Here is a 22,225-nt window from a genome sequence, read left to right as displayed (position 1 = left end):
TGCGTTTGCCGGATAAGCATCTATTGCCGCCGAACAAGCACTCGATTCTGAAAGGATCGGATTCAGATACCCTGGAAATTATTCATAAAAAGATTTTTCCTTTTCACGTTTTACGCAAGAAAAGACTGTGAGAGGAAGGATCGGGATGATGCTAAACAGATATTTCATGGGCACTCCGAAGATGGCAAAGCATTAGTGACAGCAAAAGGCCAATTGGACAAAATTACAAAACCAAGACAGGATACTTCTTCTAGATCCATCATATATTAGAAATATTTTATATTAAAAAATGCAATTATTTTTATTATGTGGATGCCGATACAACAACACATCCCCAAGTTTGCATTTTCATTAAATTAAAATACTTGTGTCAAAATAATAATCAAAACGATAATTGATGTTATAGGTATCATTCCTAAAATACGAAATGAAATCAAATTACATAATCCTAATTCTTCTTACCGCCTTAACAGCCAGTTGTATGGATAAAAAAGACAAAAACTTTGAAAATTTGCTACTTTTACAGGCCATTTCCGCTTCAAACGAAAATTACGGCGATTCACTGCTTTGCAATGGTTATGCAATTAATTTTCCCAAGAAAGCGGATCAAAGAGTTTTCTTTGCAAATAACACCTCTTATCTGACTATAAATGCTACAATAGGTACAAAAATAGTTTTAACCTCTACCAACACCCCGCTCAATAGTTTTTCGGGAGTATTCCTAAATCCTATTTACTCCAACGGATTAGAGAATTGCCAGACGCAAAGAACGGAGAATTCCTCCACAATTTTCACATCGACGGCAAGCACAAATCGAATGGAGATTCTGTTTACAAGTGCCGGGTATTATGCAATTAAACTCGGTGTCATCCAATCCACCCCAAAGGACATCATGGCAAAAATCGAATGAATGCGATGTTGAAATTCTGCAATTAAATCAACAATACCTCTAGGCTTATTGAAGTTGTCCAACCCTTTAGTCCCGCCGGACGTTAGCAATTCTTAATGTTTTCTAATGTCTTCAGTTCCTATGATAAAGGAATGATTCCCTTTACTAGCAATTCTGGAAATTGTTTCCAAATATTGGAAAAATTTTAAATTTTCGTCACCTTTCATCAGTTCAGCTGCATTCTTTAGTGTTCGAGCAGTCGCAACCTGTGTCCTTGCATTTTCTAAATCTGTTTGTGATCTAACTTTTGCTTCCACTAATTTGGCAAAAATATCTTGGATATTTTTAGGAAATGAAAAATCCAAAGGCGTAATGGTTTTTACTTTCAAGCCTATCAACTTGGTTTCATTCTCTATTCTTTCTATAATTCCATCGAACAAAGTATCTCTTTTTTCATTCAATTCAAAAATTGTAAGCGTCGATAGTATATTCCTGATTTCAATTTTAATTAAATTGGAGATTTTTTGTTCTATCAAAAGTGTTATATGATCTACATCAAATTTTAATGTAAAATTTTCAGTTAGAAGCTTAATGTCCTGAATCAAATACGAAAATGTGAAAGATAATCTTAATGCAACATTATCCTTAGTTAAAATTTCTTGGTTAATAACAGATACTGACTTTTCTACGATAGGAAATGAAAATACTAAAATAGTTTTAAACCAAGAATATAATTTATATACACCTGGTTCATAAATTTTACTAAACTTTGAATTAATAAATACAATAGCTTTTTCATTTGGTCTGATAATTATTTTCATTTAGAATCCTTAATCCATTAAAACAAGAAGGAGAGCATTTCCAAAAACGGAGTTTAATTTAAGAAATTCCATAGAATTTCGGTATCCTTTAAACTGCAAAGTTTTTGGAAACTGTGATTTTATCACTGCTCACTTCTATTATAATTCAGCGTATGCTGTTTTTACCGAAATTTTGAGGGAGTCGAACCCCTAGATCCGTTCCCGCTATGTCTTATCATAAACGGACCAATTGATAAGTGACGGTTGGGAACAAAGTAGTAATCGTTTTTTTTAAAAGCAATAGTTTTTTAGAATATTCCTCAATCCAAAGGACATCATAACAAGAATCAAATGAATGCGATCCTGAAATTGTACAATTAATTCAATAATACCTTCTCGAAAATGCCTTAATCTGCGAAATCAGTTTCGATTTAATTGGATTGATTCTACACTGTTCTACAAATTGAATAGAACTATGAATGAATCCATCGTTTATCAAATCTCCGTCCAATCGTTTAAAAAAGGACTTGGGAACTTAGTCAAAATTCTAGAAAAAGCAGAAGCCCATTCGGAAACAAAAAAGTTTCCTTTTGAGAATTTACTGAATTCACGACTTTTCCCTGATCAATTTCAATTAACAAAACAAATCCAAATTGCATGTGATACCGCCAAACTTTGTGTATCTCGTATTTCAGGAAAAAATGCTCCCGTTCATGATGATTCCGAAACCAACGTAGCTGAATTAAAAAATAGAATTGGTTCAGTGATCCAATACTTAGATACCTATAAAGAAGAAGATTTCAAATCAGTGAACGAAATCAAAGTTTCACAACCAAGATGGGAAGGAAAATATTTAACGGGGTTTGAATACCTGATTCACCATGCGATTCCTAATTTTTATTTTCACATAACAACTGCTTATGCAATCCTAAGACACAATGGTATCGAAATTGGGAAAAAAGATTATTTAGGTGAGATGCCATTTAAGAAATAAAGATCAGAAAGAAAAACCAAGCTAGTTTTTGGATTCTTTGGGGCTCATGCGCAGAGAGCCCTTGTGAATGAAATTTAAATATTGACGTTTCTATTTTCAGATTTGTTAATTATGTTCTCTGAATATAACATTACGCAAGGTATCTCAGCAAATTGAAGCAAAAAAACAATACTCACTATACCGCTCGTATTCTCGCGAAATTCTTTGATATAAAGGCCGCAGAAATATTATCGATCCATTTGATAGATTTTATTTTAGCTCCTAATGATGAAGGAATATTGAATCAAATTCTCACATATTTACTGACTTTCATCGTATTCATTATGTACGATACTTCCTTCCAATTTTTTGTAAATGGAAGTTTAGGAAAAAAGATTTTTAATATCCATTTAGTATCGAAAGAAAATGAAAATCAACAGATCCCCATCACAACAATTTTAAACCGTTCATTTTATGTTTGTTGTTTTGGATTGGGGTTTATGATTCCCAAGATAGCAACTTTTTTTGCTTTATTTAACATATTTTACTTATTCAGAAATGGAACTACTCATTGGGATAAAGTCCTAAAACTCAAAATGGTATTTAAACCCATATCAATAGGTCGAATGGTATTGATCGCATTTTGTTTTCTAATACTATTGAATTCTTACTTTCAGCTGATAAAAGATTATTTATAATTGAATTGTTTATTTTATTGAGATAACAAAGTTTTTTTTGTAAGCATTGGAAGAATTCTGTACAACAAAAAAATTTGATGGATTCTCATAAAAATATCCTCCACTCCTTGCTTTGAACATGATTTACATCCCAAAACGTTAAAAACGTTTTTTCACTCATTTCAGAACGTTCCTAGCGGTAATTTTGGAGATTTCTTGCAATCTTCGCAATTTTAGTTGCCCCTAAAGGATGAATACGCAGTTTCATTTTAGAATCTGAATATAAAACCTTAGGCAAAATGAATCTCTGATGCGAAACAAAATTCACCTCTTCTCTTTTTTAATTCTTTTTACTAGCAATTGCATATTGCTCCCTATACAGGGAAATAACCAAACTGATTTTAGTCCTTTTGCCTTTCTCTTAGGACTCGTTGGTGGATCGCCTACCTCTGCACAAAACCTAACTCCAGGAACCGCAGTCGATTTGTCAGGTGATGGAAAACCAGATGGAACTTTGGTCGATTCCGATGGAGATGGTGTTTCCGATGGGATTAATCTTACTGGCGGAACCACACCAAACCTAATCCTCATCGATACCAATGGCGATGGGATTCCTGATGCTGTTGATACGAATGGTGATGGAATCGCCGACTATTATATTAGTCCCAATCCACCCGGATTTCTTACCACAGGCCCTGGGGGAACGGGAAATCCTGTAGTCATCATTGTGGATGCAAATGGGAATCCATTAGGATTTGATACCGACGGGGATGGAACTCCCAACGACACTGCTATCGTTACCATTTTGAGTGATACCACTCCGCCAACCATCACCAGTTCTTTGTTAACGGGAACATACTCCACTACTCAAACAACAACTCTCACTTGTTCGGATAACAAAGCGCCGGGATCGATTGTTTATACCTTGGATGCATCGGCTCCAACCTTTGCGCCGAAGAATGGAACCATCATCACAAAATCTTCCCAAGCAGTCGCTCTATCTACCGAAGGAAGTCATACCCTCCAAGCCATCTGTCGTGACTTAGCGGGAAATCTTTCTGCACCGATTAATATTGTTTATACGATCGATACCAAAATTCCAGCACTTACGATTGTCAGCCAATCTTCAGCAGCCATTAGTGCCAGTGCGGGAGCCATTAGCAGTTCCACTGCCACTTGGAGATCCGATAGCTCTGGATCTTTTACTGTGAGAGAAGGTAGCTCTTGTGATACGGGAACTATTGCGACAACAGGATCTGTTACTGCCAACGTAGACCAAGGATTTGTTCGTTCTCATACTCATTTTACTGGCGAAGGCACAAAGACATATCGCATCTGTGTTACGGCTTCCAACGGACTGACTGGATTTGTATCTGTTAGTTTGCAACGAGATGATACAGCACCCGTTGTCACAGCGGATCCAGGTGCAGGAAGTTACGGAGTGGCAACCTCCGTTTCTCTATCCTGTTCCGACACAGGTGGTTCAGGATGTGAGCAAGTAGCCTATGCCGTCCAAGCTGGTTCAGCTCCTACAAATCCAGCCATCCAAGGAACGACGGGAACTGTAAGTAACGGAACCATATACGCGGCAGCCTTTGCCATGACAGATGCGTCAGTCACCTATACCAAGTTTGTGGCTCGTGATAAAGCGGGAAATGTTTCGAGCGTGAGTTCACAAAACTATACTGTGGACACTCAAGTCGCAACGATCACTGTGAATTCCCATACAGCTGCCATCAATGGATCTTCGAATGTATCTCTTAGCTGGCAAAGTAATAAAGCTGGAACTTACCAAATCCGCTTGGGAGGAAGTAGTTGTTCCACAGGAACAGCGCTTACCAATACAGGAAGTAATGCGAATGTTACTGGAAATGCCGCTGCCACAACAAACATCACTTCAACGATTGCCAACTCTCATTTTGTAGAAGGTGAGAATACCATCCGCATTTGTGTGGCAAATCTTATTGGTAGTTTTGGATCTACCACTCGCAATACAAGCAAAGACACAACGGCTCCCATCGTCACGATGGCATCTCCTTCAGGTTCTGGATCTTTTGCTTCGGGGACGCAACTCCAACTCAGTTGTTCCGACACTGGTGGATCTGGTTGTGATAAAATCATTTATACATTGAACGGCACAGAACCTGCGTTTGATGGAAGTGGAGCTGTCACGAATGGAACGGTTTATACTTCTCCCGTGGCTTTATCCAATGGAAGCAACCAAGTCAAATACTTAGCTCGTGACTTGGCAGGAAACCTAAGCACTGCCGGGAACCAAAGTTTCCATGTAGGCCCACCCAATGCTCCTGCCTTCGTGGAAGCACAAGCTGGTGGAACGAGTGCCGTTGTACAATGGTGGCCAGTCACAGGTGCTACATCGTACACTGTGTACTATAGCACAAGTCCTGGGGTCACAACAGCATCGACTAGTTTTGGGCCAGTGACTGATTCTTATGCAACGATCACAGGACTTACCGGTGGGACTTTGTATTACTTTAGAGTGGTGGTGAATAATGCCATGGGAAGTAGTGCTGTTTCGATGTTTGAAGCAAGTGCACTCATGACAGCAACACCACCGGGAACAGATACGACCGGAATTCATGTCGATATTTCAGCAGGGCAAGGGTCTAATTCGGTAAGTACTGGATCCATTTCTGCTGCGATCCCATCAGCAAATATAGATTCAATCAATCAGAAGTTATTAGTAGTAACCGTTAATGATGGAAATAACGGAAAACCAAGCCTTTTCCGATGCGATTTAGATGGTACAAATTGTACGCATTCGGATCTTTCTGCGGGACAAGGAACTAACTCTGGCCGTAACCCAAATGCAGCAATAGATTTTGTGAATCAAAAGTTGTTAGTTGTAGCAAGAAATGGTGCCAATGACAACAAACCAAGTCTTTATCGTTGTGACTTAAATGGATCCAATTGTATTCATAGCGACATCTCGGCGAACCAAGGAACAAACTCTGCTGGAGACTCAGCCTCGCACAAATACGGGCCAAAAATTGTCATCGATGATTACAACAAAAAACTTCTAGTTGTAACTACGAATGATGCAAACAACGGCAAACTTAGTTTATTTCGTTGTAACCTAGACGGGAACAATTGTTCTCATACTGATATTTCGGCTGGACAAGGAAATAACTCGGCACTCTATCCAACTGTAAAAATTGATCCAATTAACAAAAAGCTATTAGTTGTAACATCGGGCTTTGCCTCCGTTACAAATCCTAAATTATATCGATGTAATTTGGATGGAACTAATTGTACATATACCGACATCTCACTAGGAAATACGAATGGATTATTCCCTAGTCTTAACGTCGATACTATTCGCAAAAAAATAATGGTCGCAGTACATTTCGGTACGATTGGCGGAGGAACTAGTGGGGGCGGTAAACCAGGTATAATTGAATGTGATTTGGAAGGTACTGGCTGCACATACGTAGACATTTCCTATAACTCAAGTATATTCACAAGTCACAGATATATGAGCTCAACTCTTGATCTACTAAATCAAAAAATATTAGTTGTATACCAAGACCACAATATTAGACACAAACCAAGACTAACAAGATGCAATTTTAATGGATCAAACTGTACTCATACAGATATTTCTGTGGGCCAAGCAGATTATTCTGGCACATATCCGGAAGCATTAATCAATCCAATAAATGGGAAGTTATTTGTAGTTACTAGAAATGGAAACAACTCTGGAAAACCATCCTTATTTATCTGGTAACCAAACGAAATGAAACTAAAAATATTTATCAGTATATTCTTAATCTCGACTTCGATTCTTTATGCAGAAGAATCCAAAACAAAATCAGCGACTTTTGAATATGGATTAAAAGGACAAAACTTTACTTATTTTCCTTATGAGACAACTAGATCATTCGGATACAACCAATCAGAATTAAAAAACAATAAAGACTTCGTTTATTTACCTTTTTTTAAATATCGGAGTACTAGTAAAAATTTTGGTTTTGATTTTGATATGGTGGATATCAAAACTAATGATCTTTATTACAAAGCGTATTACTTTTATAATGGTTTTTTCCCAACTACCTATGGATTTGGCAATGTGCAAAGACAAGAGTACAGGTTTAATTTTTTCTATCTGCCGTTTGAAAATCAAGTTTTCTACTTTGGGCTCGGTATATTAAAAATCGATCGATTTTATAAAATTGAAAATTATGAATATGCATCTAATATCAACTCTGACAAAATAAATTCCTATGGAATTTCAGTGCCTCTTCGAAGTAAATTCGAACTAGTTGATGGATTGGAATTAAATTTAGGTTTTGATCCTTATGTGACCTATGGAAAGAGAAATTACACCAACCAAAGAGTTAGTAACATAGTATATTATGAAAACGCATATGGCCCATACTTTTACCTGATAAAAACCAATCCAAATAACATAACAGAAATTTTAGGATTTCAGGCAGAAATTTCATTATCTTATAAGTTCTATGATAATTTAAGATTCTACGTTGGATTCAGCAGAAATCAATCAACAGTTAGGTCTATTAACTTGGATCAAACGACTTATACTTATTATGGCGCAACAAATCAACTTTATGTTTATGGTGAAAGTAAATATACTCGATTGGTTGATACTCATAATTCCATCTATTTTGGAATTTCAAATACACATTGATATGCGAAATAATTTCAGATTCAAAGGATAAAATGGAACAAAAAAATATAATTACTCTAATTACTTTGGTTATAATATACATATTTAACTTTTCAATATATAGTGATAGTGCTTCAGAAAGAAAAAAAATTCACATTTATGTTACACCATCTTCAGCTTATATAGATAATTTAAATCAAAAAACCAGCGTTATCGGCTCAAGCGATCAATATTTAACTTTAATGTTCGGACTATTCGATAACTTCTATTTAGGATTATCATATACTAACGCCAACAAAAATAGAGAGCGATATGCAAACACTTCCCCGCTTTATTTTAGGCAGAGTCAATTAGAATTCAACAGAAGATCAGAATATTTTACAGGTGAGAAATTAATTTTGAAATCTCAATTCTTTTTTTGGAATAATTTCTATACGAGCCTAAATGTTGGACTTGAAAAAGGATATAAAATCAATGAAAATCTTTTCTCTACAAATATGAATAACTACTTAGTAATTCAACCTTATCAAAAAACAACAATATTTGATGATAGAGCATTTGGCTCAATCGGAATAGGATACAGAAAAGAATTTCTATCAAATTTTATCATAGGGACTGAACTTGAATTTGGATATCTGGGTGCTAGAAAAGTAAATAAGCATTATACGTTTGATCCTGGTTATTCTACCAGTTTATTAAATAGATATTTAATTACAAAAGATATTAATGAAGATCGAAATGGCTCAGCAAGAAATTATCACTTCTTTTCAATCTACGCAGGAATTGCTATCTAAAACGAAATTACTTCGCATAACAGCATCTTCCCGCTACGTTTCGGCACAAGGCCTTGCTTGGGTTGTGCCACATTCCCTAACTCGATATGCGAAATGACAAAAATGAAATCAAAAAAGGAACAATAAATATGAAAAAAACAAAATCAACGATTATACTAGTTATAATTTTTCTAAATTCTGCGGTCTTTTCACAGGCGACTAATCCTACTTTTGAAACCGGTATTAGAGCGCAAAAAACACAATTTACTCCATTCGATTACAGCAGAGCAGTCACTAATGCAGAACCAAATTGGGGAGTAAGTGTGTATAAATTGGAGAGTAATACTAAAACAATTACTCCTTTTTACTTCATTTTCAAAGATTTACAAAAAGGCTACGGTATTGAATTTGATTATACTAAAATTCAAATTGAAAGAGCAAATTTTCAAAATGATCTAATTGTTGGAAACCGAATCAATCGATTTAAAAACTATATTCCAAATAACGAAAGAAGTGATTATAAATTAAACTTCTTCTTTCACCCTTCTCAACTAAATGAATATTTTTCTTTCGGTCTAGGAATTAGAAAAATTGACAGAATAAGAAATGCTTCACTCTCAAATTATTCTTTGGAAGAGAAATTTATTACTCATGGACCTCAATTGGTTATGAAATCTAAAATCCCTATTACTGATAAATTATCACTTAATTTGGGCTTAGATATCTATCATACCCAAGGAAGACGAGATCTTAATTATTCAGCAAATTACTATATACAGCAAGATAATTTTTCTCATATGGAAACAATTAAGGGAAATGGTAAAACTATAGGAATTTTCCAAGGTTACGAGGCCAATGTCTCTTTAAAATATAATTTTATGGAGCACTACAATCTTGCATTTGGATATAACTACAATTATTCCTATTTTAAATATGAAAACTTAAATGATACACTCTATTATGTTTCTTCTGAATCCAGCAGCATTGGATATCAGCAAAGTAAATCTTCGAATGGAAAAGAAATTATCAAAGGATTCTATATTTCAGCCTCAACAATATTCTAATTGTCACGTCGTATAACAGAATTTTCATGCTACGCCTCGACCCAAGGCCTCGTTCGGCCATTTGGCTCTGTAGGTTTAGGATATAGAAAAGAGTTTTTATCCAATTTTGTCTTTGGAACTGAATTCGAATTCGGATATTTGAGTGCTAGAAAAGTAAATAAACATTATACGTTTGATCCTGGATACTCTGTTAATTTAATTAATACATATTTACTTACAAAAGATATTAATGAAGATAGAAATGGTTCAGCAAGAAATTATCATTTCTTTTCAATATACGCTGGAATTGCTATTTAATACGAAAGGAAAATCCTTTACACCAGCAGAAACTGTGTTTGATTGGGATCAATTCTCATGATCCCAACTGTCATTGAATACAAACCGCAATCACAGCTCAGCCCTTATATAGAGAATTATCTTTTGATTCAATGTGATGAGGATTTTAGTAAGTCGATCATTCCACACCATTCGTTTGTTTTGACCATCAAACTCAAAGGGAATCATCACTATCGGATTCAATCAGATCTAAAAAATTTACCCTCCATCTCTTTATCGGGACTTAGAAAAACAGTAAAACACAATACACTCTCCAAAGGAACCGAGATCATTATTGTTAAGTTCCAACCATGGGGAGCATTTTCTTTTTTCAATATGTCGATGTATGAACTGAATGAGATCGGAATTTCTGGATATGATATATTAGATAAGACTGATTTAAATGACCTCCACTCAAAACTACAGGAAACAACAGATAATCTCGCAAAGATTGATCATCTCGAAAATTTTTTATTAAAAACAATTAAAAATAAAACCATTGATCAAAGAATTTTAGAATCGATTTCGCAAATGAGTCATTCTCAAGGTACAATTAAAATCAAAGAGATTGCCTCCTTTGTGAATTTAAGTATCGATACCTTTGAAAAAAAATTTCGAGAGGTGATCGGAAACACTCCCAAACAATTTTCATCGATCATCCGAATGAATTCGGCAATTCGAGAAATCCCAAAGTATAATTCATTTACCAAATTAGCTTATGATTTTGGGTATTTCGACCAATCACATTTTATCAAAGAGTTTAAATCATTCACTGGACAAACACCGACAGAATTTTTGACTTAAAAAAAGTCCCCTTCCTGATTTTTTACAATCCCTTCTTAAAAAAATCCGTTATAAAGCTAGGATACCTATCTACCAAAGGAAGATTGTTTATGTTACAAATTTTTTTAAGTTTGAATTGGATTGCAGTTGTGTTGGCTTTTTTTGCCTATTTTTTTCTAGGTTATGTTTGGTTTACCATTCTCTTCAAAAAGTTATATCGAATTTCTTTAGGAAAAGAAAACGAAAAGGAACAACCGTTAACAATGATATTTGTTGTTGGTCCAGGAATTTGTACCCTTGTCATTTTACTAACAACAGCAATATTATTTTCTACATTACAAATACACCAAACTCTTGAAGCGTTCAAGTGGGGAGTTTTGATTGGAATTGGATATTTGTCTGCCAATACATTTACTATTGCGATCAATCCAAACATCCCCAAACCAATCTTATATGGTCTTATTTCTAGCGCCTATCATCTAGTAGGAATTAATATCGCTGCTATTCTACTCATCCAAAACTTCTAAAGACACAAAAAAAGCCGCTTCCCTTTCGGAGGAGCGGCTTTGATCCAAACCAATCGGCCAACTTAACAAAGTAAGTCGGCGTAGTTTGAGTTTTCTGGCTTAACCCTTACGCTACTGGACCGTATTGGCTGTAGTCAAATTCTTTGGAACCTGTGAGGTATTTTTTGTAGTTCTCAATGAATTGTTTTGCAAGATCAGTTGCTGTCTTGTCGTAGTCTTCTTTGTTTTCCCAAGCGTTACGTGGGTTGAGGATATGTGCATCCACACCTTCGATGGTTTTTGGGAAAGACACTTGGAATACTGGATGTTTTTCAAACTCGGATTTTTCAATGTTTCCGTTTAGGATTTCATTGATGATTTGGCGAGTTGCAGGAAGGTTCATACGTTTTCCTACACCATACTTTCCACCAACAAGACCTGTGTTGATGAGGTAAGCATTCACTTGGTGTTTTTTCATTTTTTCACCGAGTAACTTTGCATAGTATGTTGGGTGAAGAGTCATAAACGCCTGACCGAAACAAGCAGAGAATGTTGCTTGTGGTTCTTTCACACCGCGCTCAGTTCCCGCAACCTTAGCTGTGTAACCGGAAAGGAAGTGATACATTGCTTGTTCGATAGAAAGTTTAGAAACCGCAGGAAGGACACCGTAAGCATCGTAAGTAAGGAATATCACAGTATTTGGGTGACCTGCTTTTGATCCTGGTTGGATGTTGTCGATGTGGAAGATTGGGTAAGAAACTCGAGTGTTTTCTGTTTTAGCAGCAGAAGAGTAATCTACCTTTTTAGTTCCCGCATCAAACACAACGTTTTCAAGAAGAGCATCACGTCGGATCGCAGCATAAATTTCTGGTTCTGTTTTTGGATCTAGGTTGATGGTCTTTGCATAACATCCACCTTCAATATTGAAGATTCCGTTATCGTCCCAACCATGTTCATCATCACCGATAAGTTTGCGGTGTGGGTCAGTGGAAAGAGTTGTTTTTCCTGTTCCAGAAAGACCAAAGAAAAGAGCGCTGTCTCCATCCTTACCAACGTTAGCGGAACAATGCATAGTAAGCACGTTTTTAAGCGGTAAGTAGTAGTTCATGACAGAGAAAATCCCTTTTTTCATTTCCCCACCGTATTCCGTTCCACCGATGATACAGATTTTTTTTGCTAAGTGGAAGATCACAAATACATCGGAGTTAAGGCCGTGTTCTTTGTATTTTGTGTTTTTGTAACCAGAAGCGTTGATGATAGTAAATTCTGGATTTAATTTTGCGAGTTCTTCTTTAGTTGGGCGAAGGAACATGTTTGTGCAAAAGTGGTGTTGCCAAGCTCTTTCAGTGACCACACGGAGAGAGATACGTGTGTCATCGTTAGTTCCAGCATGACCATCAAAAACATAAAGTTTTTTGTTATCTAGGAATTTGGTTACTTCTGCATAGAGTTCGTTGAAGATGGCTTCAGAAACCTTTGTGTTGACCGGGCCCCACCAAATGTTATTTTGGGAAGAAGGTTCATCGACAAAGTATTTGTCTTTAGGGGAGCGACCCGTAAAAATTCCGGTATCTACCATCATCGTTCCGTTATCAGAAGTAACACCTTCTTTGTTGTTCAATTCGTGCTGGTAAATTTCTTCGTAAGATAAGTTATGGAAGACTTCGGATGGTTTAAGGCCTAATTCAGCAAGGCCGCGCAGATTAGTAGATACTGACATGGATCTCTCCTCGATTTCACTTTGTGTTTTTCTAGCTTCTTATTTTGCGAGTCGGTGTCAATAACAGAAAATGAAGATTCTACACGCATCGGCAGAATATTTTCCTTACATCAAGATGGGTGGCCTTGCCGATATGCTCGCCTCACTCACCAAAGAACAGGCCAAGACCGAAGAAGTTTATGTCGCATTACCTTTGATTGGTAGGTTGGGAAAACCACCGCAGTTTACGGGCAAAGTTTATCCTGCCCTCCTCCCGAACGATGCCCAGGTAGATTCCGTAGTGGCATCCATTCTAAAAGTTTCTCGGTTTTTAGAAGCAGAAGAAGGAGGAGTGAAGTTATATTTTTTTGAATCAGAATTATTCCAACCTTTGGATTCCATCTATGGCCATGCAGAAGAACACTTTCGGTTTGCCATGTTCTCTTACGCTTGTTATGCTTTAAGTCAAATTCTAAATGTAGATGTTTTCCATGCCCATGATTGGCATACAGCACTCTCACTTGCCTTACAAAAGGATTCTGTAAAACCGATACCAAGTGTTTTTACCATCCACAATTTGGCTTATCAGGGGGACCATCCGTTTTGGATGACCGGATTTTTAAAAGAAGAACCCTTTCGGCTCATCACAAGCCCCTTTGACCACGATGGAAAATGCAATTATATGAAGGCAGGAATTCTTTCTGCGAATCAAATTACCACAGTCAGTCCCGGCTATAGACAAGAAACACTCTCAGAACCAAGTGGATTTGGTCTCAGTTATTGTTTAAACCAAAGAGCATCTGACTATTCGGGAATTTTAAATGGAATCGATACAGAAGAATGGAATCCCGAATCAGACAAACGGATTTACAAAACCTACTCGGTGCGGAATTGGAAAGAAGGAAAATTAAAAAACAAAAAAGAGCTCTATCAGGAAATTGGAAGGCCTTCATTGCCTCTGGATGCCCCTCTCGTTGGGCTTATAGGAAGACTTACCTACCAAAAAGGATTTCCTACATTCCTAAAAGCATTGTCCGAAAGAAGCCACCTACCACACCGTTATGTGATTCTTGGCTCCGGTGATCCAGAAACAGAAAATGCTTTTTTCCATCTATCGGGAACTATTCCTGATGTTTTTTATTTTTATAAAGGATATAACGAAAGTCTTGCCCATAAAATCGAGGCAGCCAGTGATTTTTTTCTGATGCCATCACTCTTTGAACCTTGTGGACTCAATCAAATGTACAGCCATACGTATGGAAGCATTCCGATTGTATCTCGTGTAGGTGGACTGAGAGATACAGTAGAAGAATCCAATCTTTTGCCATACAAAACAGGAATTGTCTTTGAACCGAATGACGTGAGTTCGCTGGGTTATGCTTTAGAACGTGCAAAAGATTTGTTCGCATCTACAGATCGAGATATCGTAGTGAAAAACATTATGGATTTAGATTGGAGTTGGAAAAAAAGAAAATTAGAATATGATTTAATCTATTCAAAAGCAATTGAATTAAAAATATAATTTATTTCTGCAAATCTTTAAGAAACAAAAACCTCTCCACTGTTATCTTAAATATATATATATGAAAATTTTTTTTTACTTTGCCCTGTCTATTGTTCTATTTACATCTTCCTGCAAACTCAAGCTCAATAACCCAAGCGATCCGACCTCTCAAGATTTTTTTCTTACCAATTTAATCAGAACTTATTTATTATCTGATCCTTGTCTTGGCTTCCAAACTTGGAAGAAAACTTACGGAACGGGAAATTATAAAACAACAGGATCTGATTTAATCACGTTATCCAATGGAGATTATTTAGTTTCGGGAATCACAAGAGAATATATAGTTCCCGGTTCCTCCACTGGCGTCACAAACAATTTTGCCGGAAGTTCAGGGATCACACTCAATACGTTTTTAATGCGAGTCTCTCATTACAATGGCGATATCCTTTGGGTAGATTATCTAGGTGAAGCTGTCAAAGAAGTCACCTACAAACCCAAACTAAGAAAGTATTCCAATGGAGATATCTCGGTGACTTTCATAGTGACAGGCGCATCCCAACCAGCCCCCCTCAATGCAAAATCAGGGATCAACATCCCTTCACTTTTTGTCGGAAGGATTCGTGAAGATGGAACACGTGTTTGGTATACTTACCTAGATTCTGATAGTATTGGTGAATATGTAGTTTCCGCAATGGATACATCCAACCGCTTACATGTGTTTATTGAAAATGTGGGGAGTCATCTAGCTTTTGTAGAAAATCCGCCGATTAGTAACTCTACCCTCGGTGGCGGGGCTGACTCGGATGTGATTCACCTTGCAGTCAACGAAAATGGTGGGATGATCTTCCAACGTTATTTTACCAGTAACGGAAGTGATTTTATCTTTGGTGCGGAAGCCAACGCCAATGGACTCTTTGTCACTGGCACCACAGCGCAAGGTGCCAATGGAACCATCCATCCCAACGCAACTTTCCAAATGCCATTTGTTATGAAACTAAGCGAAACCGATGGAACCACAATCTGGTATCAATATTTGGGAACTGCTGCGGAAGGAAATTATGGAGCCGATCGTTTTTTAGTCAAAGATGATTTCATTTACACGATTGGCTTTGGTCGGTATACTTACGGAAGCCCGGCAGAACCCATCGTTGCAACTGATGGCGCTAGAAAACATTATATCATATCAAAATTGAATACAAGTGGCAATGTATTGTGGAATTCTTTTTTGGGAAATGCAACGGAAGACGTAATGGATACAACAGAGTCCGAACCTGTGCTTCTATCGAATTCTCAACTGTTAGTAAGAATGCAAACTACCGCGATCAATGGCCGATTCAACTCCACTCCCGATTTCACAACAGGTATTGGCTCTGGTCCTTATACATTGGCTGATGTTTTTGTAAACCCGCAGACAGGCACATTCAATCGATTTCATTATTCTTCTAATGCAACTTTACCTGCAATGGAACAAACAGACATGATGCGAGAAGTTTGTTCAGGAAAGATGGTTCGTTTGAATTACACTAGGTTTACTACAGCTCCACCCATTGAAGCAACACAACTCTCCATTGAAAATGTAAGTTTGCCTTAAGTTCTAGTTAGTTTTGGCGCCTCGAATTGGTTAGGTGATTTTGATTCGACCCTAACCCGACCGGGCTCCTTCGGGGTGCGCTAACGCTCCCGTCTCACCCAACAAGGGTGAGACCAAGCCCTTCAGATCCCTGGCGCGGGATTGATTACCAGATAAAGAGATTTGGTTTACTACCGACAGTCGCCTTATTCGCAATAATCAATATTTTCCCAAAACTAGAATCGAATAGTGTCCTAGGGTGAGAATCAGAACCGAAATTTAAACCAAAGTCTAAATAACTGCAATTGTTTCCGTTTAAATCACATTGCCATGCGTTCGGAAAATATCCGAAAGTCGCCTTACGAATTGCAGTTACTATCAACTTTCCATTGACTTTATCAATCAATATGTTTGGATAAAAACCTGTCTTGTCAGGGTTCGGATTCGCAAAATTTACGGAGGTACAATTATTCCCATCTCTATCACATTTAATGAGCAATGGCTTTGTAGAAGAAGATTGATTCGCAACAATCAAAAACTTATTATTTGCATAATCAATTGACCCATACGGATTTTCTAGTCCAGTTATTGAAATATCTCGAAAAACACAATTAGAACCATTTAAATTGCAGTATCTTAAACTTAATTTACTTGTGGCAGATCTAATAACCACAAGTAGTTTCTGGTTTAAATAGTCTATAGACAAATGAGGAGTATTGCCAGTGTAAATTCCTTGGTTAGCCGATATATCGGTATGTGTACAGTTAGTACCATCTAAATCACATCGAAATAAACTTGCTTTGTAATCATTACCTCTATTTTCTGTGACTATTAAGAGCTTATCATTTATAGAATCAATTCCAACGGAAGGATGCCAACCGGATTCGTTTGCTTGGTAAGTAGATATATCATGGTAAGAGCAATTCGTCCCATCTAAATTACATCGAAAAAGGGCGGGTTTGTTGTTATTCGCACCGTTCCGTGTAACCACTAGAATTTTTAGATTTTTTTCATCAATGGCAATGGATGGAGTGAATCCCGAATTTGTCCCTTGGTTAGAAGATATATCATGATAAGAACAATTGGTTCCATCTAAATTGCATCGAAATAATCCAGATTTGTTGTTATCAGACTGATCTGTTGTAGCGATTAGAAGTTTACTATTCCTTGTATCAAGAATGGCACTCGGTGAATAACCTGATCCAGTTACCGGTCCTACAGAAATATCCACACGTGTCACATTAGGACTACTTCCAGGCGGTGTCACCGTCGTTAATGCTCCCGCTTCTAACAATGAGACTGCACTACTTCCCCCAGCATTACTTGCCACCACTCTAAAGTAATACAATGTACCACCAGTTAAACCTGTGATTGTTGCATAAGGATCCGTCACTGGTCCAAAACTAGTGGATGCAGTCGTGACACCGGGACTAGTGCTATAGTACACAGTGTACGATGTTGCCCCAGTAACCGGCCACCACTGCACTACAGCCGTTGTTCCTCCGGCTTGCGCTTCTACAAAAGCGGGAGCATTCGGTGGACCTACATGGAAACTAGTGTTTCCAGCAGTGCTTAAGTTTCCAGCCAAGTCGCGAGCCAAATATTTTACCTGGTTACTACCGTTGGATAAAGCCACTGGGGAAGAATATACCGTTCCATTTGTCACCGCACCACTTCCATCAAAGGTAGGTTCTGTGCCATTCAGTGTATAAATAATTTTATCGCAACCAGAACCACCAGAGTCGGAACAACTAAGTTGGAGTTGGGTTCCGGAAACAAAAGGCCCAGATCCAGAAGGAGAAGCCATCGTGACAATAGGAGCCGTAGAGTCCTTCCTTGTTTGTATGCTAGTTGATCCAAAACTACCAATCAGGTTTGCCACACAAATGCGGATGGTATTATCTCCTTCCACAAAATGAGAATTGGCAATCGTTGAAGTGATGTCTGTTGTTGCTGCAGCATTTCCAGTAACATTCACATTGGTTCCTGTATTGGTAAGAGCCGTTCCAGTAGAACAACTAGACCCACCCAAGCGGATTTGGTAAGTTCCGGCCTTGGAACTTTGCCAACTTAACGATACATTCGAAGATCCATTGATGGCAGCTGTATAAGAATTCACAGTGATGGTTGCCACTTGTGTATCCACAGTATAGTTTTGCGAACTAACGTTGGAAACATTTCCCGCTTTGTCACGGGCCACAAACTTAGTATAGGTGATAGCTCCATCCGTCATGGCAAAGGCAGCAGTGTATAAGGTTCCACTACTGACGGTTCCCGTCGTTCCTTGGATGGATGGATTGGAAGGACTCGACCCAGCTTGAACAGTATAAGCAATTTGATCACATCCAGAACCACCTGTGTCGGAACAGGATAGAGAAACGGAAGTGGCCACCCCATAATTCCCTGCACCTGGATCTGCTGTGACAACGGGTGCTGTATCATCTCGTTGCAAGGTAACAGATACAAATCCTGTGAGTCCATTGGAAGCGGTGACACAAATACGATATGTTTTTGTACCTTCTCCAGTAAAATGAGTATGCGAACGAACAAATCCTTGGTCTACGTTGGCCGTGGCAGATCCCGTAGTCGCAATGACTCCTGAATCACAAGAACTACCTTCTCTCACAGTAAAAGATCCTGATCGATCGGATCTCCAAGTCGCAGTCGAACTAGATATGGCTCCCCCACTGGAACTGATTGCCGCCGAAGATTGGCTGACAAGAGTAAGAGCAGGGATTTTGGTATCGATCGTATAAACAATGCTAATCGGTGCAGAAAGATTTCCTGCTAAGTCGCGACAGATGGCTTGGAGGGTATGGCTACCTTCTGTGGAGAGAGAGATCGCCTGGGAAGATTTTACAATGATCGTTCCTTGCTTGGGAGAAAAGCTAGGAGCTGATGCATCCAAGGTATAAACAATCGATCCTGGAGCTTTGTTATCAGAACAAGTGAGAGTAGTCGTTTGTGTAGTCGAGAAAGTTCCGGTTAACAAAGAACTAGTGATGGTTGGGGGAGTTGTATCGCTGAGTATGGTGACGATAGCTGTGTCATTGGGAGTCCCATCCCCATCGGTATCAAACCCAAGAGGGTTTCCACTTCCATCCACAATGATGACCACTGGATTTCCTGTTCCCCCAGGCCCTGTGGTAAAAAATCCAGGAGGGTTTGGGCTAATATAATAGTCAGGTAAGCCATCGCCATTGGTGTCTACAGCATCTGGAATTCCGTCTCCATTAGTATCGATAAGGACTAGGTTTGGAGTAGTGCCACCGGTAAGATTGATTCCATCGGAAACACCGTCGCCATCGAAATCGACTAAAGTTCCATCCGGGTTCCCATCACCTGACAGATCAATGGTGGTTCCTGGTGTTAAGTTTTGGGAAGATGTAGGCGATCCACCAACAAGGCCAAGTAGAAAGGCAAAAGGACTGAAATCAGTTTGGCTGCCACCATTGGGTAAAAAAAGAACACAATTGCTTGAGAATAAAACTAAGAACGAAAGAAGATAGATTTTTTTTTGTATTCGCATAAAGAGATTTGTTTTTTGCCTAATGTTTATAAAAATATTAATAAATATTAATAAAATAATCTACCGACAGAAGGACAGTTTATTTTCATTTACATACGTAAAAAATATAGACTTACGATTAGAAATTGTTTAGAAAACTTATTTTACATTTCTCGGATTGATTAAAATAGCAATTGTGATGTGATGAAAATTTCATGAATACACGGGGAATCAAATCAGCAGTAAACTTAAATCTATTTTTTACTTTCATTGGAATTTTTCTAAAATTTTTTATGTTACGAAAACTATTCCATTCGGGGAATAACTTCAAAAATCAAAATTAACTAAAAAATCGGAATTTTCTAGAATGAGTTTTACCTCAAAATCATTTTTCAATGTTAAGAAAATCCAATTCTGATTTCATAAAAATTCTTTTTACATTTTGCATTCAACAGATACATCAATCCTCTTGGAATATTTCCTCACCCTAACCTAGGATTCCTCGCAATTCCCCAATAAATTTTCTTACCAAACCCCACAAATGACTTGTGAATCCCAGGCTCTTCTGTTCTCTTTTAATGTCTATACTCAATAAATAATTTCCATTCCTCCCCTGGAATCTAAATGGAATCAGAAAGGGATTATGATCACATTCAACTTTCACCTCAGGAATTTTACCCTTCGTTTTTTTCTCTTTATACTGACTCTATTTCAATTTTCGCTTAACAATTGCAAACTAACTCTAAACAACCCGAGTGATCCTAAATCTAAAAGTTATTTTGAAACGGCACTTTGGAATGCTTATTTAAATACCAGATGTATCCCAGATGCTCGTGGAAGTTTTTCATTGGGAACGGGAAATACTTTAGTCACTCCTCTTTCCATCAAAGCTTTAAAGAGCGGAAACACAGTCGTCACAGCGGTAACCCAAGAACCCTTGGTTTGGAATGGGAACACCTCTGGAATCCATAACAACCACCAAAACTCCGTTTTGAACGGAGTAGTTTTTGTCATTGATCGATATTTTTCTCGTATTCTTTGGTTAGACTATATTGGAGAGATGAGTTACGGAGTAGAAGATTGGCCAACACCAGAAGTCATTTCAGTAGATGAATTTTCCAATGGGGATCTTGGATTTTTCGCTATCGTCAATGGAACGGGAAGAACCAATACACTGAATGCCAAAACAGGAACATTAGCATTTTTTCTTTCTCGATATAACCAATATTCCGGTGAAATTGTTTGGCAAGGATATGCAAACAAAGATAACACAAGATTCACCAACAAAGGATATGCCATGACGGTGACCCCATTTGATCAAATGGCAATTTTATACCAAGGTATATCTGAAACAACCACACCAACGATTGATTTCACAGGACTTAGTTTCCCAAATTTACCAGCACCTTCCACTAGCTCCAATGCATCCAGCCCAAGTCAGAAAGAACTAGGATTAGCCTTAGTGGATGGGAATGGATATGGAATCAGCCAAAGATTTTTACCTAACACAGGTTCGTCTTCAGAACCCAAATTTTTCAAATCATATGCAGATAAACTCTTGATTGCGGGAGAATCGTCCAATGAGTTCATCTCATTCTCTGGCCATCCCCGATTAAGCGAACCACGTGGTTTTTATGGGATCGTAAATTCGACTCTCAGCTGGGATTCCGTCGGTTATTATGGTCCAACCATTTCGGCAACGGGATATAAAATTATAAAATCATTATTTGCCAATAACGAGGTTTATTTAATTGGGAATATCAACGAACCTGATTCTACTCCCAATACAATCCATCAATACCAAGGAAGTTCCGGTAGAAGAAATTATCAAATTTTAAAACCAGATCGAAGTTCCACTAGTTTATTATGGAGCCAATACTTAGGAGCCACAAGTTATAATGTGCCTGATGTAATCCCAGGAAACCTAATTTATAACAGCACAAGGGGAGAGGTGGTGGGAAACCTACTAATGATTGATAATGGAACTCCCTTTACAGGAATCTCATCGAACATCCAATCTGGATCGGTTGTCAACGCTGTCGGCCAGGCCAGATTAAAAATGAATCCTTCCACCGGTGCCTTCCAACAAATTCAATTGTATGAAGGGACTTCTGATGCTACAGGAAACAACGGAAGATTTATTTCAAACCAAGCAGAGGTTTGTTCAGGAAGGATGGTAACCATCCATACAATGTTTAATAGCTTTTCCACACTTACGACTGCAAGAAGGATAGAAGTTTCGACCCGACCTGGATCAGAAGAACCATAAAACAAAATTTCTTTTATAAGAAATTGCTAATAGAAGATGATTGTCATAAAAATGTTATTCAATCGATTCACCTGACACAAATATTTCTTTAGCATAAAAAAATATTTACGTAGATGAACATCTAAACGTAAGAAGAATACCTACGCTTTGCATCAAAAAGCTCTTTCGATGCACTTTAACTATCTTCCTCTAGGGTTTTCTACAAAGACTTGAGGTATATGTAACTTCTCATAACATGACCTAAAAT

Annotated in this window: 15 protein-coding genes; 12 read left to right on the top strand and 3 right to left on the bottom strand. The window is 37.7% G+C overall.

Annotation, left to right across the window (positions count from 1 at the left end):
* The first annotated feature begins 481 nt into the window (after positions 1–481).
* Positions 482–910, top strand: coding sequence for a hypothetical protein (locus EHQ70_RS00390; RefSeq protein ID WP_135583004.1), 429 nt, complete (start codon positions 482–484; stop codon positions 908–910).
* 92 nt (positions 911–1,002) lie between these two features.
* Here EHQ70_RS00390 and EHQ70_RS00385 read toward each other — a convergent pair whose 3' ends face one another.
* Positions 1,003–1,710 carry a slipin family protein gene (locus tag EHQ70_RS00385; protein WP_167481680.1) on the bottom strand — a complete coding sequence of 236 codons (708 nt, stop codon included), beginning with the start codon at positions 1,708–1,710 and terminating at the stop codon, positions 1,003–1,005.
* Between the two features lie 466 nt (positions 1,711–2,176).
* On the opposite strand from EHQ70_RS00385, the gene EHQ70_RS00380 reads away from it, so the two are divergent.
* The 8 genes from EHQ70_RS00380 to EHQ70_RS00340 all read left to right on the top strand — a co-directional run bounded on the left by EHQ70_RS00380 (position 2,177) and on the right by EHQ70_RS00340 (position 11,449).
* Positions 2,177–2,683 (top strand): DUF1993 domain-containing protein, encoded by a 507-nt coding sequence (locus tag EHQ70_RS00380; RefSeq protein ID WP_425270001.1) that lies wholly within the window; start codon positions 2,177–2,179, stop codon positions 2,681–2,683.
* 152 nt (positions 2,684–2,835) lie between these two features.
* The gene (locus EHQ70_RS00375) at positions 2,836–3,360 is read left to right on the top strand and encodes an RDD family protein (protein ID WP_135583002.1); all 525 of its coding nucleotides are present in this window, start codon (positions 2,836–2,838) and stop codon (positions 3,358–3,360) included.
* Positions 3,361–3,649: 289 nt separating this feature from the next.
* Positions 3,650–7,087, top strand: coding sequence for an FN3 associated domain-containing protein (locus EHQ70_RS00370; RefSeq protein ID WP_135583001.1), 3,438 nt, complete (start codon positions 3,650–3,652; stop codon positions 7,085–7,087).
* Between the two features lie 9 nt (positions 7,088–7,096).
* Positions 7,097–8,008, top strand: a complete 912-nt coding sequence (locus tag EHQ70_RS00365) for a hypothetical protein (protein ID WP_135583000.1) — start codon at positions 7,097–7,099, stop codon at positions 8,006–8,008.
* A 32-nt stretch (positions 8,009–8,040) separates the two neighbouring features.
* Complete coding sequence (locus EHQ70_RS00360) at positions 8,041–8,781, top strand: hypothetical protein (RefSeq protein WP_135582999.1); 741 nt, start codon at positions 8,041–8,043, stop codon at positions 8,779–8,781.
* Positions 8,782–8,909: 128 nt separating this feature from the next.
* Positions 8,910–9,824 (top strand): hypothetical protein, encoded by a 915-nt coding sequence (locus EHQ70_RS00355; protein WP_135582998.1) that lies wholly within the window; start codon positions 8,910–8,912, stop codon positions 9,822–9,824.
* Positions 9,825–10,178: 354 nt separating this feature from the next.
* Positions 10,179–10,943 carry a helix-turn-helix domain-containing protein gene (locus EHQ70_RS00345; protein WP_135582997.1) on the top strand — a complete coding sequence of 255 codons (765 nt, stop codon included), beginning with the start codon at positions 10,179–10,181 and terminating at the stop codon, positions 10,941–10,943.
* An 89-nt stretch (positions 10,944–11,032) separates the two neighbouring features.
* Complete coding sequence (locus tag EHQ70_RS00340; RefSeq protein WP_135582996.1) at positions 11,033–11,449, top strand: DUF1761 domain-containing protein; 417 nt, start codon at positions 11,033–11,035, stop codon at positions 11,447–11,449.
* A gap of 106 nt (positions 11,450–11,555) precedes the next feature.
* Here EHQ70_RS00340 and pckA read toward each other — a convergent pair whose 3' ends face one another.
* Positions 11,556–13,148 carry a phosphoenolpyruvate carboxykinase (ATP) gene (gene pckA, locus EHQ70_RS00335; protein WP_135582995.1) on the bottom strand — a complete coding sequence of 531 codons (1,593 nt, stop codon included), beginning with the start codon at positions 13,146–13,148 and terminating at the stop codon, positions 11,556–11,558.
* 70 nt (positions 13,149–13,218) lie between these two features.
* Here pckA and EHQ70_RS00330 point away from each other — a divergent pair, with 70 nt between their 5' ends.
* A complete protein-coding gene (locus EHQ70_RS00330) occupies positions 13,219–14,649 on the top strand; it encodes a glycogen/starch synthase (RefSeq protein ID WP_135582994.1) in 1,431 nt (476 codons plus the stop codon).
* Positions 14,650–14,710: 61 nt separating this feature from the next.
* Positions 14,711–16,222: a hypothetical protein gene (locus EHQ70_RS00325; protein ID WP_135582993.1), complete on the top strand. Its 1,512-nt coding sequence runs from the start codon at positions 14,711–14,713 to the stop codon at positions 16,220–16,222.
* 145 nt (positions 16,223–16,367) lie between these two features.
* On the opposite strand, the gene EHQ70_RS00320 is transcribed toward EHQ70_RS00325, so the two are convergent.
* Positions 16,368–19,730: a chitobiase/beta-hexosaminidase C-terminal domain-containing protein gene (locus tag EHQ70_RS00320; protein WP_135582992.1), complete on the bottom strand. Its 3,363-nt coding sequence runs from the start codon at positions 19,728–19,730 to the stop codon at positions 16,368–16,370.
* Positions 19,731–20,352: 622 nt separating this feature from the next.
* Between EHQ70_RS00320 and EHQ70_RS00315 the strand changes: the two genes are divergently transcribed.
* The gene (locus EHQ70_RS00315) at positions 20,353–21,978 is read left to right on the top strand and encodes a hypothetical protein (protein WP_135582991.1); all 1,626 of its coding nucleotides are present in this window, start codon (positions 20,353–20,355) and stop codon (positions 21,976–21,978) included.
* Positions 21,979–22,225: the final 247 nt, after the last annotated feature.

The organism is Leptospira congkakensis, from assembly GCF_004770265.1.
Taxonomy (GTDB): Bacteria; Spirochaetota; Leptospiria; order Leptospirales; family Leptospiraceae; genus Leptospira_A; species Leptospira_A congkakensis.
Note: the sequence above shows the minus strand (reverse complement) of the source record. Positions and strands in the feature narration are given on the sequence as shown.